Here is a 13,321-nt window from a genome sequence, read left to right as displayed (position 1 = left end):
ATGAAGAGAGATTACTGAATAACCTTTCCACAAGCAGGCGCCTAATTCGTAATTCGCCATTCGTAATTGATTCCTTATATTAGCTGCTTGTTAAAATTTTTGCATGAAAAAGATCCTGGTAGCCAATCGTGGAGAAATAGCCTTACGCATCATGCGTTCTGCGCATGAAATGGGAATCAAGACAGTAGCCGTTTATTCTGAAGCCGACCGCACCATGCCTTTTGTGCAGTATGCAGATGAAGCCGTGTGTATAGGGCCGGCGCCTTCCAGCCAGTCTTATCTGCTGGGGGAAAAGATCATTGCGGTGGCCAAAGAAAGGGGCGCAGATGCTATCCATCCTGGTTACGGGTTTCTAAGCGAGAATGCACGTTTCGCGCAACAGGTGACCGATGCGGGCATCACCTTCATTGGTCCTGCTGCTGCTTCCATTGAAGTGATGGGCAGCAAGCTGGCCGCCAAACAGGCAGCGCAAAAGTTCGGGGTGCCGATGGTGCCCGGTACTGAAACGCCGCTACGCAGCGTGGAAGAAGCGCGGGAAGTAGTGAAAAAGACCGGTTTCCCCATCCTGATCAAAGCTTCCGCCGGCGGCGGTGGTAAAGGCATGCGCGTGGTCAACGTTCCGGAAGAACTGGAAGAACAGATCCGGCTGGCTAAAAGTGAAGCCCTCAGCGCCTTTGGCGATGATGCCGTTTTCATTGAAAAATATGTAGGCGCTCCCCGTCACATTGAAATACAAGTACTGGGCGACCAGCATGGTAATTGTGTATACCTCTTTGAGCGGGAATGTTCTATCCAGCGCCGCCACCAGAAACTGATAGAAGAAGCGCCATCCTCCGTATTAACACCCGCCATCCGGGCCGCTATGGGCAAATGTGCCGTAGATGTGGCCAAAGCCTGTAACTATTATGGCGCCGGCACCGTGGAGTTCCTGGTAGACGAGCAGCTGAACTTCTATTTCCTGGAGATGAACACCCGCCTGCAGGTGGAACATCCCGTGACAGAGTTGATCACCGGCCTCGATCTGGTGAAAGAGCAGATACGGGTGGCCCGTGGCGAAAAACTGTCGTTCTCACAGGAAGACCTCACCATCAACGGACATGCGATAGAACTGCGTATATGCGCCGAAGACCCGGCCAATAACTTCCTGCCGGACACCGGCTGCCTGGAAACCTACATCCGCCCCCAGGGCTACGGTGTACGGGTAGACGATGGCTATGAACAGGGCATGAACATCCCTATCTTTTATGATCCGATGATCGCCAAACTCATTGCCTGGGGCAGCACCCGCGAAGAAGCGCGTCACCGCCTTATCCGGGCTATCGAAGAGTACCAGGTGAAAGGCATCCGCACCACCCTGCCCTTTGGGCACTGGGCACTGCAACAACCAGCGTTTATTGAAGGCCGTTTTGATACCAATTTTATCAATAAATATTATACGCCGCAAGCCTTGCTGGAAGAGCGTCCTGAAATAGACAAGCTGGCCGCTATCCTGGCTGCACAGGTGTGGCAGCAACATAACGTAGCTTTACAATCAGCGACCGGTTATGAAAAACAGCCCTCATCTGCCTGGAAAAAAAGAAATATGTTAAGATAAGTTTAAATAGGTCGGCAAAAAATCCGAAAACGACTAACTTTGCGCCAGCTTTTAACATGTTACGCAGGATCATACTACAGATAATCGACTTCTTCTATCAGCCGTTTGCCCGGGTAATGCCCCGGCAGACCTTCCGCTACCTTGCCTGTGGAGGCGGAAATACGGCTATGGATATCCTTTTATACTTCATCTGCTACAATTTTGTGCTGAACAAGGAGATGATCCATCTCCCCTTTATTGACATCAGCGCCCACATCGCGGCCCTGTTTATGTCGATGGCGGTGACGTTCCCTACAGGTTTCCTCCTCAGCAAGTACGTTGTGTTCTCGGATTCCAATATCCGGGGCCGTGTACAGTTGTTCCGCTATTTCCTGCTGGTAGGTATCTGCATTCTGCTCAACTACTTCCTCATGAAGCTGTTTGTAGACAGGCTGCACTTCTATCCTACCGTGGGCAAGATCTGTACAACCGCACTGGTGGTCATCTTCAGCTATCTTACCCAGAAAAAATTCACTTTTAAGGTAAAACAAACCGCTTCATAACGGGTCCCAGGGCTGAAGCTCCGGGCTACGATATATTTAAAAAGTAAGGCCGATCTCTGAGAGATCGGCCTTACTTTTTTATTTTCGGATCTTGTTATTGTACCTCGTAATAGCAGTGCCTGCAACGGGGCTCGTACAGGTCTTTTTCGCCCAGCAGCAACGTTTCTGTTGACGCTGATTTGCGGTAGGAATAATTGGCGATATTGCCGCAACACACGCAGATGGCATGCAGCTTTGTGATATAATCGGCTTTGGCCAGCATAAACGGTATCTGCCCGAAGGGCTTACCGGTATAATCCATATCCAGTCCGGCCACTATCACACGGATACCCTGCAACGCCAGCTGGTCGCATACATTAGGCAATTCCGCATCAAAAAACTGTGCTTCATCTATGCCAACCACATCTACACCCTGTGCAAGCAGCAGGATTTGCTGCGAGTTTTCAATCGGCGTGGAAACAATCTTATTCTCATCATGTGATACAATGCTGCCTTCATCATAACGTGTATCTATCACCGGTTTAAAGATCTCTACCTTTAAGTTGGCAATACGGGCACGTTTCAGGCGGCGGATCAGTTCTTCGGTTTTCCCCGAGAACATAGAGCCGCAAATTACCTCGATCCAGCCCCTCCGTCCTCCTGCAAGAGAAGGTTCAATAAACATATTGTATTATTTTGATTATTAATTAATTAAAATACGCTAATTTTATCCAAATAAAATAATTCCTATCACTAAGCGTTAACAATTAAGGCATGGAAAAAATAAATGCATTAATTGAGAAGTTACAGGAATTGAAAAATTCCGGTGCAGATCTGCAGGCGATATCATACTATGTACAGTTGCTGCAGGCGGAGGTGTTGTATGTGCGTAACAAACAACAGCAACAGATGCAGCACAGACAAGATATTGCTGTGATCATGCCTGTGCAGGCCCCCGTATCCATACCGGTTACAACCGCAGCGCAAACTACAACATTACCGGCAGATAAACCGGAAGTACCCGCTGCAGGTTATCCACAATCCTTTGTGGCAGCAGATCCTGTTCCTTCCAAACCGGAACCGGTGATAACGGCCCAGCCTATTCCCACGCTGGCAGCCAGCACGCCTTCCCCCTCCAGAGAACCTTTACAGGAACCCGTTTTCAAAGACCCTCCTGTCAGGGAAAAAGAAAAGGAAAAAGAGAAAGCACCAGCCCTGGTCACGCTGTTTGACCAGACCGAGGTGCCTGCTCCACCTCCGGCTCCGGTACCTACACCAGTACCGCCACCTTCACCGGCGCCTGCAAAATCTCATGCAGTGCCTGACACCAACGGTATCCGTAAAGACCTTAATGAACTGGTAGGCAACCATAGCGGCCTTTCCCTGAATGACCGCCTGCGGCAACAACAAACGGAAGTAGCCCAGAAACTGGGAGACATGCCGGTAAAAGACCTGCGCGCAGCCATTGGTATCAACGACAAATACCAGTTCATCCAGGAACTGTTCCGCGGTGACACTGACCTTTACGAACGTTCTGTCAAAACCATTAATGAGTGTAACACACTCCAGGAAGCCGATTATTGGATTCAGCGGGAGATCAAGATCATTCAGGGATGGCAGGACGACCATCACCTGGTAAAACACTTCTATTCTCTGCTCAGGAAACGTTTCTCCTGAATATATTGCAGGATTTTTCCGGTAGCTCCTTTATTGTCCATCACGTAGTTGCCCGCTATAGACGCGGTTTTCCCATAAAAAACCGGCTCGTTAAGCAGCCGCTTCATATAGTCATCGAGGTTAGTGAGCCCCGATACTGTCAGTGCGCCTTTCAGCGCCACCAGTTCCACCGCTTCAAAGTATTTGCTGTATTCCGGACCGATGAGCACCGGTTTACTGTATACCGCCGGTTCCAGCAGGTTATGGATACCGTCTTTCCCAAAGCCGCCGCCTACATAAGCGATATGCGCGTAGCGGTACAGGGTGGTGAGCATACCAATATTATCAATGATCAGCACATCTGTGGGAGCGGCGCCCGCCTTCACCGCGGAATAGGTAACCGCTGTGGGGAAGAGGGCCTGTACCTGCCGGATATGTGATTCGTGGATTTCATGGGGTGCGATGACCAGCTTCATGCCCTGACGGTCCGCTTGTTGCCACCAGGAAGCCAGCAGTTGCTCATCTTCCGGCCAGGTGCTGCCTGCCACCAGCAGGTGGTCGTTGCCCGCAAACTGTTCTATCAGCGGCAAAGAAGTATGTTCTGTAAGCAGCGCCGCCACCCGGTCGAACCGCGTATCGCCGCTGATGCTGGCCGTTTGGATGCCAATGCCCTGCAACAGGCGCAGGGACGCTTCGTTTTGGACAAAGATATGGGTCAGCTGTTGCAGCAGCCGGCGGAACATACCGCCATACCCTTTGAAAAAAACCTGGCCTTCCCGGAAGATACCGGACACGAGCAGCACGGGTATTTTTCGTGTATACAGTTCCGTAAGAAAGTGATACCAGAACTCGTATTTAATAAATACGGCCAGCGCCGGTTGGGCGATGTCGATAAAATCCCGTGCATTGCGGTGGGTATCCAGCGGCAGGTAACACACGTAATCAGCGCCTGGATAATCTTTTCTGACCTCGTAGCCGGAGGGGGAAAAAAATGTTAACAAAATTTTATAGGCAGGGTATTGGCGGCGGAGCTCCTCCAGTACCGGCCGGCCCTGTTCAAACTCCCCGAGGGAGGCAGCATGTACCCAGATCAGCGGGTGCTGGCCGATACCAGCCTGTTGCATCCTGGAACGCCAGTGCTGACGGCCATTCAGCCATAAAGATGCCTTCTTTTTACCGCCCATGGCTGCCAGGCCTACTCCTGCCCTGTACAAACGGATACCTGTGTTATAAATTGTCCTAGCTAACATTCGCCTGCGTACTTTTACTGAAATTTAATCGTCCTGCAAAGATAATCCCCACCCAATCCCAAAATTTGTAAATTTGCACACTTTAAACAAAATAAAAATATACATATCATATGGTGCCTATTCAGATGGTTGACTTGAAACGCCAGTATACGAAGATTAAACCGCAAGTGGATGCTGCCATCCAGGAAGTATTGGAAAGTGCCGCTTTTATTAACGGCGGAGCCGTGCAGAAGTTTGCGGAAGAGCTGCAGCAATATCTGGACATCAAGCATGTGATCCCATGCGCCAATGGCACCGATGCCTTACAAATCGCGATGATGGCACTGGACCTGCAGCCCGGTGACGAAGTGATTACCCCTTCCTTTACTTTTATTGCTACCGCAGAAGTGATAGCACTCCTGCAGCTGAAGCCTGTGTTTGTGGACGTGGACCCGAAGACTTATTGTCTCGATGTGGCAGCTGTGGAAAAAGCGATCACCCCTAAGACAAAGGCTATCGTTCCTGTGCATCTCTATGGCCACGTAGCAGACATGGAGCCATTAATGGCTGTTGCCGCCAAACACAACCTGTATGTGATTGAAGATAACGCACAAGCCATCGGTGGTAACTATACCCTGGCAGATGGCAGCGTGAAGAAAGCCGGTACCATCGGCCACATTGGCTGTACCTCCTTCTTCCCTTCCAAGAACCTGGGATGTTATGGCGACGGCGGCGCGCTGTTTACCAACGACGACGCCCTGGCAGCCAAAATCAGAATGGTGGCCAACCACGGCCAGTCAGCCCGCTATTATCACGATGTGGTAGGGGTCAACTCCCGCCTCGATTCCGTACAGGCAGCGGTATTGCGCATCAAACTGCCGTTGCTCGACGAATACATCCATGCCCGCAGGGCCGTGGCAGACGCCTATGACGCTGCTTTCGCCGATATGCCGCAGATCACCACGCCTTATCGTGCCGCCAACAGTTATCATGTATTCCACCAATATACCATCCAGTTGAACGGAGCAGACAGGAACAAGCTGCAACAATACCTGGCAGAAAAACAGGTGCCATCCATGATCTATTACCCTGTACCAGCTCACCGTCAGAAAATGTTCGAGCATTTTGGCAGTGCAGCCTTTGATTTACCCGTAACCGATAACCTCACCACCAAGGTGATTTCCTTGCCGATACACACTGAAATGGAAATAGATCAGTTAGATCACATTATTCATTCTGTCAAATCATTTCTAAACCATCCTCTAGCATGAAGATTACAGTAGTAGGCACCGGTTATGTAGGACTGGTAACCGGTACCTGTTTCGCAGAAACAGGTAATGAAGTTACCTGCGTAGATATCGATGTCAACAAAGTAGCGAAATTATCCGCCGGACAGGTCACCATTTATGAACCCGGACTGGAAAAGCTGTTTGAACGCAACCTCAAAGAAGAGCGTTTGTTTTTCACCACCAGCCTGGAAGACGGCATCCGTGATGCGGAAGTTGTTTTCCTCGCGCTGCCAACACCACCCGGTGCAGACGGTGCTGCCGATCTCTCATTTATACTGAAAGTAGCAGACCAGCTGGGCAAACTGATGACCGATTACAAGGTGATCGTAGATAAAAGCACCGTACCGGTAGGTACAGCAGAAAAAGTAATTGCAGCTATTGCACAAAACTGTAAAACATCTTTCGACGTGGTATCCAACCCGGAATTCCTCCGTGAAGGCGTGGCTGTTGACGATTTTATGAAGCCGGACCGCGTCGTTATCGGTACCAATTCCGAAAGGGCCCGCAAAATCATGGGCGAGCTCTATGCTCCTTTTGTAAGACAGGGCAACCCGATCATATATATGGATGAAAAATCCGCCGAGCTGACCAAATATGCCGCCAACTCATTCCTCGCCACTAAAATTTCGTTCATGAACGAAATCGCCGTGCTGTGCGAAAAACTGGGTGCTGATGTAGACATGGTCCGCAGAGGTATTGGCAGCGACGATCGTATCGGAAAAAGATTCCTGTTTCCAGGTATCGGTTATGGTGGTAGCTGTTTCCCGAAAGACGTACAAGCATTGGTAAAATCGTCCGAAGACGTAAACTACGACTTCCGGATACTGAATGCCGTTATGGACGTTAACGAAAAACAGAAGCTATTTTTGCTACCAAAAATAAAGGCCTATTTTAATGATGACCTGAAAGGCAAACATTTCGCTTTATGGGGACTCGCGTTCAAGCCTAATACAGACGACATCCGCGAGGCACCCGCATTGTACATTATCGATGCCCTAGTGGACGCCGGTGCAACCGTTACCGTGTTTGATCCTGAGGCCATGGAAAATGTCAGGCAGATAGCAGGCGATAAAATAACTTATGCCGAACATCAATACACTTGCCTGGACAAAGCTGATGCATTGATCATTGCCACAGAATGGAGCGTTTTCAGAACACCGGATTTCAACAAGATTTCCGCAGCCCTGAAATATAAAGCCATTTTCGATGGCCGTAATCTTTTTGAAGTAGCACGCATGAGAGAAATGGGATACCATTATGAGAGCGTTGGTCGTGCTGCCATTGTTTAAACGATCACCACATACCTAGATACATGGAAAAAAAGAGAATCCTGATAGCCGGAGCTGCCGGCTTCCTTGGCTCACATTTGTGCGACCGCTTCATTAAAGAAGGTTTTCATGTGATTGCCATGGACAACCTTCTCACCGGCAACATCAAAAATATTGAACACCTGTTCCCGTTACAGGACTTTGAATATTATCATCACGACGTAACCAAGTTTATCCATATACCGGGTAAGCTGGATTATATCCTTAATTTCGCTTCGCCGGCCAGCCCGATAGATTACCTGAAAATGCCAATCCAGACCCTGAAGGTCGGATCACTGGGTACCCACAACCTGCTGGGCCTGGCCAAGGAAAAGAAGGCCCGGATACTGGTAGCTTCCACTTCCGAAGTATATGGCGACCCTAACGTACATCCGCAAACAGAAGAATACTGGGGCAATGTAAACCCCGTAGGACCACGAGGCGTGTACGACGAAGCCAAAAGATTCCTGGAATCCATTACCATGGCCTATCACAACTTTCATGGCGTGGAAACCCGGATCATCCGTATCTTTAATACTTACGGCCCGCGCATGCGCCTCAATGATGGCCGTGCATTACCGGCCTTTATGAGCCAGGCGCTGAGCGGACAGGACCTGACCGTGTTCGGGGATGGCAAACAAACGCGTTCTTTCTGTTATGTAGACGATCTCATCGAAGGTATTTACCGCCTGCTGTTGAGCGACTACCATCTGCCAGTGAACATCGGCAATCCGGAAGAGATCACCCTCAACCAGTTTGCAGAGGAAATCCTCGCACTGACAGGTTCCAAACAGCAGATCGTTTATCACCCGTTGCCCAAAGACGATCCTAAGCAACGGCAACCGGACATCACCAAGGCCCGTACCCTGCTGGGATGGGAGCCGAAGGTAGGTAGACAGGAAGGATTAAAGATCACCTACGAATACTTCAAACAGGCATTATTAAAATAGAAAACATTATTAACCATTCCATGAAACGGAGAGTACTTATTACAGGCGGGGCAGGCTTCATTGGTTCACATGTAGTCAGATTATTTGTCACCAAATACCCAGACTATCAGATCGTAAACCTGGATGCACTGACCTACGCCGGTAACCTTGAAAATCTGCTGGATGTAAAAGATCTTCCAAATTATATTTTTGAAAAAGGAGATATTACTGACGAAGCTTTCATCGATCAGCTTTTCGGAAAGTACCAGTTTGATGGCGTGATACATCTTGCTGCTGAAAGCCATGTGGACCGTTCTATTATGGACCCACTGGCTTTCATCAGAACCAATGTACTGGGTACGGCCGTATTACTTAATACCGCACGCAAATACTGGAAAGACAATATGGACGATAAACTGTTTTACCATGTGTCTACCGACGAAGTATATGGCTCACTCGGTGAAGAAGGTTTTTTCCATGAAACAACCGCCTACGACCCGCGTTCTCCGTATTCAGCGTCCAAGGCCAGCTCCGACCATTTTGTAATGGCTTACTACCATACTTACCATCTTCCGGTCATTATCTCCAACTGCTCCAATAACTACGGATCACACCATTTCCCTGAGAAACTGATCCCACTGGCTATCCATAACATCAAAAACAACAAACCGGTTCCCGTATATGGCAAAGGAGAGAATGTGCGCGACTGGCTGTATGTAAATGATCATGCTCGGGCCATCGATACCATCTTCCACAAAGGCAGAATTGGTGAAACCTACAACATCGGTGGGTTCAACGAATGGAAAAACATTGACCTGATACAGTTGTTGTGCCGTATCATGGACCAGAAACTGGGCCGCCCTGAAGGCACTTCCGCTCAGTTGATCACTTTTGTAAAAGACCGCGCCGGCCATGACCTGCGCTATGCGATAGACGCCACCAAACTGAACAAGGAATTGGGCTGGGAGCCATCCCTCCAGTTTGAGGAAGGCCTGGAAAAAACAGTAGATTGGTACCTCACCAATGAAGAATGGTTACAACATGTAACCAGCGGTGATTATCAAAATTATTATCAGGAGCAATATCAAAAGAGATAATTATAATTATGCCATTTTCAGAAACCGGCCTTCCTGGATTAATCATATATGAGCCAACCGTATTTGGAGATCATCGTGGATATTTTTTCGAGAGCTACAATGCTAATACCTTCCGTGCTGCCGGCATAGAATACAACTTTGTTCAGGACAACCAGGCACGCTCCACCTATGGCGTACTGAGAGGATTGCACTTTCAACTGGAGCCTTATGCGCAAACCAAACTCATCAGAACACTGGAAGGTGCTATTGTAGATGTAGTCGTGGATATCCGTAAAGGATCACCAACCTATGGTAAATCCTATACGATAACGCTTAGCGCAGAAAATAAAAAACAATTGCTGGTCCCCAAGGGGTTTGCACACGGCTATGCCGTCATCAGCGAAACCGCCGAAGTGATGTATAAATGTGATAATTTCTACCACAAAGGCAGTGAAGGCGGAATTATCTTTAATGATCCGGCACTGGACATCGAATGGGGCATTGACCTGGAGAAGGCGCTGGTGTCAGAAAAAGATCTCGTCCTGCCCAGGCTGGCAGATGTTACCCATAATTTTGTCTTTTAACAGCAGCTATTTGTCATGAAAAACATTCTTATTACCGGCGGAAACGGCCAACTGGGACAGTCCCTGAAAAACGCGTCAGCAGCTTATCCACAGTTCAACCTGCTCTTTACCGATGCCGGTGAACTGGATATTACCAATGCAGACTCGCTGGCCGCTTATTTCAGTGCCAACCAGATAGATGCCTGTATTAACTGTGCCGCCTATACGGCCGTAGACAAAGCAGAATCTGATGAAGAAAATGCGTTTCTGCTCAACTTCCAGGCTGTTTTATCACTAGCAGAAATCTGCACACAGCATAACGCCCAGCTGATACACATCTCCACTGATTATGTGTTCAGCGGCAAACAGAACGTGCCATATACAGAAACAGACGATACCGACCCGCAGAGCATCTACGGCGCTTCCAAACTTCGCGGAGAAGCAGCTGCCATTGGATACAACCCCGACACCATCGTGGTACGTACTTCCTGGCTGTACTCCGAATATGCAGTCAACTTCGTGAAACGCATGCAGGAACTGATGCGGGAAAGAGAAGAACTCAACGTAGTGTTTGATCAGGCAGGTACGCCGACCTATGCAGGCGACCTCGCAGCAGCCCTGCTGCACATCCTGCAATACAAAGCTGACCACCCCGATGCAACGCTGGGCGGCGTTTACCACTATAGCAATGAAGGCGTGACCAGCTGGTACGACTTTGCCGTTACCATCAAGGAACTTACCGCTGCCACTACTAAAGTGCTGCCTGTTACTTCAGACAAATACAAGACAGCCGCCGCAAGGCCTGCCTACAGCGTATTGAATAAAGAAAAGATCAGGAACACCTTTGGCATACATATTCCCTACTGGCGAGACAGCCTGGTGAAATGCCTCCGGAGGATGTAAATAAAAAACGGCCTTGTAGTGATACAAGGCCGTTTTCATTTAGGAATTTTTTGATTTACGGATTTCGTTATTTCTTGAAGCTGGTGATCATTGTTGAACCCGCCTCTTTTCCGTCTTTATAAGATACTGTCTTCACCATCCCAAATCCAGGAGCAAACCATTCGGTTGCGGTAAGGTCCATGGGCACGCTGTTTCCCAGCATCTGCATTTTAAACGACAGGTCATAATTGATTTTATAGCAGTTCCAGCTGCCGGCTGGTGTGGTGATTTTTTCTTTGCCCACTACTTTCCGGTTGCTCACCGTATAAGCTACGCCAATGTCCATACCACCCATATTACCGGCCATCTCAAACGTGCCCCCTTTCAGGTCCTGCCCTACCTGCATATTAGCCGGGTAGTTCAGGAAGGCATTGGTGGTTTTAGCTTCCATTTTCAGGTCTTTCAGCTGTGAGAAAGACGGCATACCTACTTTCATATCCAGCGCAATCCCATCACCACTGCATTTGAAAGTGCCCTGGCTGGTAGTGATCATCTTATCGGATTTATCATATACCGTTGCTGTAAAGTTGGAAGTGGTGCCCGTTGCCTCCTTCTGTACATTGCTTACCTTATAAATTGTTTTGCCAACCGGGGCGTTGCTCCCGTCGTACATGGTCATTTCCACCTGTGCATTGTTGAGCAGGTAATAATAACCGGCGCAATCCTGTGCTGACAGTGATCCGGCCAATAATAACATCAGGATAAAACACCATCCTTTTTTCATAACAAATAAATTTTGGAGATAATATATAACAAGGTATATAAATATGATCGTGATCAGCCTGATCATGGCTTCCGGTTAAAAGTACGGCATTTCTCCAAGCTGCCGAAAAAACAGTGCTTTACAGCTTATCTCCCCTGTTCAGACATTTTTGTGTAGGTTTGCAAAAATTGTTATTGAATCATGAATCTGATAGAAGAACTGCGCTGGCGGGGTATGCTACAGGATATGATGCCTGGCACGGAGGAGCAACTGCAAAAGGAAATGACCACTGCTTACATTGGTTTTGACCCTACTGCAGAATCATTGCACATCGGTAGCCTGGTACCCATCCTGTTGCTGGTGCACCTGCAAAAGGCAGGACATAAGCCCCTGGCGTTAGTAGGCGGCGCTACCGGCATGGTGGGCGACCCCTCATTCAAGGCAGAAGAAAGGAAGATGCTCGACGACGAAACCCTCCGGAGAAATGTGGACGGTATCAGGAAACAGCTGGAACGCTTCCTGGACTTTGATCCTGCCAAACCTAATGCGGCGGAAATGGTGAATAACTACGATTGGTTTCAACACATTTCCTTCCTCGACTTTATCCGCGATACGGGTAAGCACATCACCGTTAACTATATGATGGCCAAAGATTCTGTGAAAAAAAGAATCGAAGGCGATAGCGGGATGTCTTTCACCGAATTTACCTATCAGCTCATTCAGGGATACGACTTCTTTCACCTGTATACCGCCAAAAACTGTAAACTGCAGATGGGCGGCTCCGATCAATGGGGCAATATCGTGACCGGCACGGAACTGATCCGCCGTAAGGCACAAGGTCAGGCCTTCGCCTTCACCTGCCCGCTGATCAAAAAAGCAGACGGCACCAAATTCGGTAAAACGGAACAAGGCACCGTATGGCTGGACCCGAAAAGGACTTCTCCTTACGCGTTTTACCAGTTCTGGCTGCGTACCACCGACGATGATGCAGAAAGCTATATCAAAATCTTCACCTTCATGGAGAAGGAAGAAGTAGACGTACTCATCGCCGAGCACAGACAGGACCCCGGCAAAACCCTGTTGCAAAAAAGGCTTGCACAGGAAGTGACCACCTTTATTCACGGTGAAGAAGCCTATAAATTTGCAGTAGAAGCCTCTTCTATCCTGTATAATAAAAATACAGCCGACCTCCTGCTCTCTTTGTCTGAAGAAGACCTCGTGGAAGTAATGGCCGGCGTGCCCCAGCACGAAGTCGCTAAAGCAGAACTCGAAACAGGTAAAGACATCGTTAGCCTCCTCGCGGAAACCGGTATCTTCCCCAGCAAGGGCGAAGCCCGCAAAACTGTGCAGGGCGGCGGTGTAAGCGTTAACAAAGTAAAAGTGCCCGGCATCGAAATGGTGATCAACACCAGCTCTCTGCTCCGGGATAAATATATCCTGCTCCAAAAAGGGAAGAACTATTTCCTCGTCAAAGCGGTATAAATAAAAATACTACAACAATAAAAAAAGGGA

The 13,321-nt window shown here is 48.7% G+C and carries 13 protein-coding genes; 10 read left to right on the top strand and 3 right to left on the bottom strand.

Annotated elements, in window-relative coordinates; translation table 11 throughout:
- Positions 1-103 precede the first annotated feature (103 nt).
- Positions 104-1,594 (top strand): acetyl-CoA carboxylase biotin carboxylase subunit, encoded by a 1,491-nt coding sequence (accC, locus tag HHL17_RS28955; protein WP_169228350.1) that lies wholly within the window; start codon positions 104-106, stop codon positions 1,592-1,594.
- A gap of 56 nt (positions 1,595-1,650) precedes the next feature.
- The gene (locus HHL17_RS28950; RefSeq protein WP_169228349.1) at positions 1,651-2,136 is read left to right on the top strand and encodes a GtrA family protein; all 486 of its coding nucleotides are present in this window, start codon (positions 1,651-1,653) and stop codon (positions 2,134-2,136) included.
- A 94-nt stretch (positions 2,137-2,230) separates the two neighbouring features.
- On the opposite strand, the gene HHL17_RS28945 is transcribed toward HHL17_RS28950, so the two are convergent.
- Complete coding sequence (locus tag HHL17_RS28945) at positions 2,231-2,800, bottom strand: thymidine kinase (RefSeq protein ID WP_169228348.1); 570 nt, start codon at positions 2,798-2,800, stop codon at positions 2,231-2,233.
- Between the two features lie 89 nt (positions 2,801-2,889).
- Here HHL17_RS28945 and HHL17_RS28940 point away from each other — a divergent pair, with 89 nt between their 5' ends.
- Entirely contained in the window at positions 2,890-3,792 is a 903-nt protein-coding gene (locus tag HHL17_RS28940) for a hypothetical protein (protein WP_169228347.1), read from the top strand.
- On the opposite strand, the gene HHL17_RS28935 is transcribed toward HHL17_RS28940, so the two are convergent.
- Positions 3,762-5,021, bottom strand: coding sequence for a 3-deoxy-D-manno-octulosonic acid transferase (locus tag HHL17_RS28935; RefSeq protein WP_169228346.1), 1,260 nt, complete (start codon positions 5,019-5,021; stop codon positions 3,762-3,764). The genes HHL17_RS28940 and HHL17_RS28935 overlap by 31 nt on opposite strands.
- Positions 5,022-5,131: 110 nt before the next feature.
- Here HHL17_RS28935 and HHL17_RS28930 point away from each other — a divergent pair, with 110 nt between their 5' ends.
- From HHL17_RS28930 to rfbD, 6 genes are read left to right on the top strand one after another with little or no spacing between them, the layout of a single operon-like run.
- Entirely contained in the window at positions 5,132-6,271 is a 1,140-nt protein-coding gene (locus HHL17_RS28930) for a DegT/DnrJ/EryC1/StrS family aminotransferase (RefSeq protein WP_169228345.1), read from the top strand.
- Positions 6,268-7,578, top strand: a complete 1,311-nt coding sequence (locus HHL17_RS28925; RefSeq protein WP_169228344.1) for a UDP-glucose dehydrogenase family protein — start codon at positions 6,268-6,270, stop codon at positions 7,576-7,578. The genes HHL17_RS28930 and HHL17_RS28925 overlap by 4 nt, the downstream gene beginning before the upstream one ends.
- 23 nt (positions 7,579-7,601) lie before the next feature.
- The gene (locus tag HHL17_RS28920) at positions 7,602-8,546 is read left to right on the top strand and encodes a UDP-glucuronic acid decarboxylase family protein (RefSeq protein WP_169228343.1); all 945 of its coding nucleotides are present in this window, start codon (positions 7,602-7,604) and stop codon (positions 8,544-8,546) included.
- Between the two features lie 20 nt (positions 8,547-8,566).
- Positions 8,567-9,622: a dTDP-glucose 4,6-dehydratase gene (gene rfbB / locus HHL17_RS28915; protein ID WP_169228342.1), complete on the top strand. Its 1,056-nt coding sequence runs from the start codon at positions 8,567-8,569 to the stop codon at positions 9,620-9,622.
- Between the two features lie 8 nt (positions 9,623-9,630).
- Positions 9,631-10,185 (top strand): dTDP-4-dehydrorhamnose 3,5-epimerase, encoded by a 555-nt coding sequence (rfbC, locus tag HHL17_RS28910; protein ID WP_169228341.1) that lies wholly within the window; start codon positions 9,631-9,633, stop codon positions 10,183-10,185.
- A gap of 15 nt (positions 10,186-10,200) precedes the next feature.
- Positions 10,201-11,067: a dTDP-4-dehydrorhamnose reductase gene (gene rfbD, locus HHL17_RS28905; protein ID WP_169228340.1), complete on the top strand. Its 867-nt coding sequence runs from the start codon at positions 10,201-10,203 to the stop codon at positions 11,065-11,067.
- Positions 11,068-11,134: 67 nt separating this feature from the next.
- On the opposite strand, the gene HHL17_RS28900 is transcribed toward rfbD, so the two are convergent.
- Positions 11,135-11,830, bottom strand: coding sequence for a TapB family protein (locus HHL17_RS28900; protein WP_169228339.1), 696 nt, complete (start codon positions 11,828-11,830; stop codon positions 11,135-11,137).
- 180 nt (positions 11,831-12,010) lie between these two features.
- Between HHL17_RS28900 and tyrS the strand changes: the two genes are divergently transcribed.
- A complete protein-coding gene (tyrS, locus tag HHL17_RS28895; RefSeq protein WP_169228338.1) occupies positions 12,011-13,291 on the top strand; it encodes a tyrosine--tRNA ligase in 1,281 nt (426 codons plus the stop codon).
- The last annotated feature ends 30 nt before the right edge of the window (positions 13,292-13,321 follow it).

The sequence above is a fragment of the Chitinophaga fulva genome, from assembly GCF_012927205.1.
Lineage (GTDB): Bacteria > Bacteroidota > Bacteroidia > Chitinophagales > Chitinophagaceae > Chitinophaga > Chitinophaga fulva.
Note: the sequence above shows the minus strand (reverse complement) of the source record. Positions and strands in the feature narration are given on the sequence as shown.

Bases quoted from the DNA above. Each gene is read 5' to 3' on its own strand.
- accC (WP_169228350.1), top strand. From the start codon at position 104: ATGAAAAAGATCCTGGTAGCCAATCGTGGAGAAATAGCCTTACGCATC.
- HHL17_RS28950 (WP_169228349.1), top strand. From the start codon at position 1,651: ATGTTACGCAGGATCATACTACAGATAATCGACTTCTTCTATCAGCCG.
- HHL17_RS28945 (WP_169228348.1), bottom strand. From the start codon at position 2,800: ATGTTTATTGAACCTTCTCTTGCAGGAGGACGGAGGGGCTGGATCGAG.
- HHL17_RS28940 (WP_169228347.1), top strand. From the start codon at position 2,890: ATGGAAAAAATAAATGCATTAATTGAGAAGTTACAGGAATTGAAAAAT.
- HHL17_RS28935 (WP_169228346.1), bottom strand. From the start codon at position 5,021: ATGTTAGCTAGGACAATTTATAACACAGGTATCCGTTTGTACAGGGCA.
- HHL17_RS28930 (WP_169228345.1), top strand. From the start codon at position 5,132: ATGGTGCCTATTCAGATGGTTGACTTGAAACGCCAGTATACGAAGATT.
- HHL17_RS28925 (WP_169228344.1), top strand. From the start codon at position 6,268: ATGAAGATTACAGTAGTAGGCACCGGTTATGTAGGACTGGTAACCGGT.
- HHL17_RS28920 (WP_169228343.1), top strand. From the start codon at position 7,602: ATGGAAAAAAAGAGAATCCTGATAGCCGGAGCTGCCGGCTTCCTTGGC.
- rfbB (WP_169228342.1), top strand. From the start codon at position 8,567: ATGAAACGGAGAGTACTTATTACAGGCGGGGCAGGCTTCATTGGTTCA.
- rfbC (WP_169228341.1), top strand. From the start codon at position 9,631: ATGCCATTTTCAGAAACCGGCCTTCCTGGATTAATCATATATGAGCCA.
- rfbD (WP_169228340.1), top strand. From the start codon at position 10,201: ATGAAAAACATTCTTATTACCGGCGGAAACGGCCAACTGGGACAGTCC.
- HHL17_RS28900 (WP_169228339.1), bottom strand. From the start codon at position 11,830: ATGAAAAAAGGATGGTGTTTTATCCTGATGTTATTATTGGCCGGATCA.
- tyrS (WP_169228338.1), top strand. From the start codon at position 12,011: ATGAATCTGATAGAAGAACTGCGCTGGCGGGGTATGCTACAGGATATG.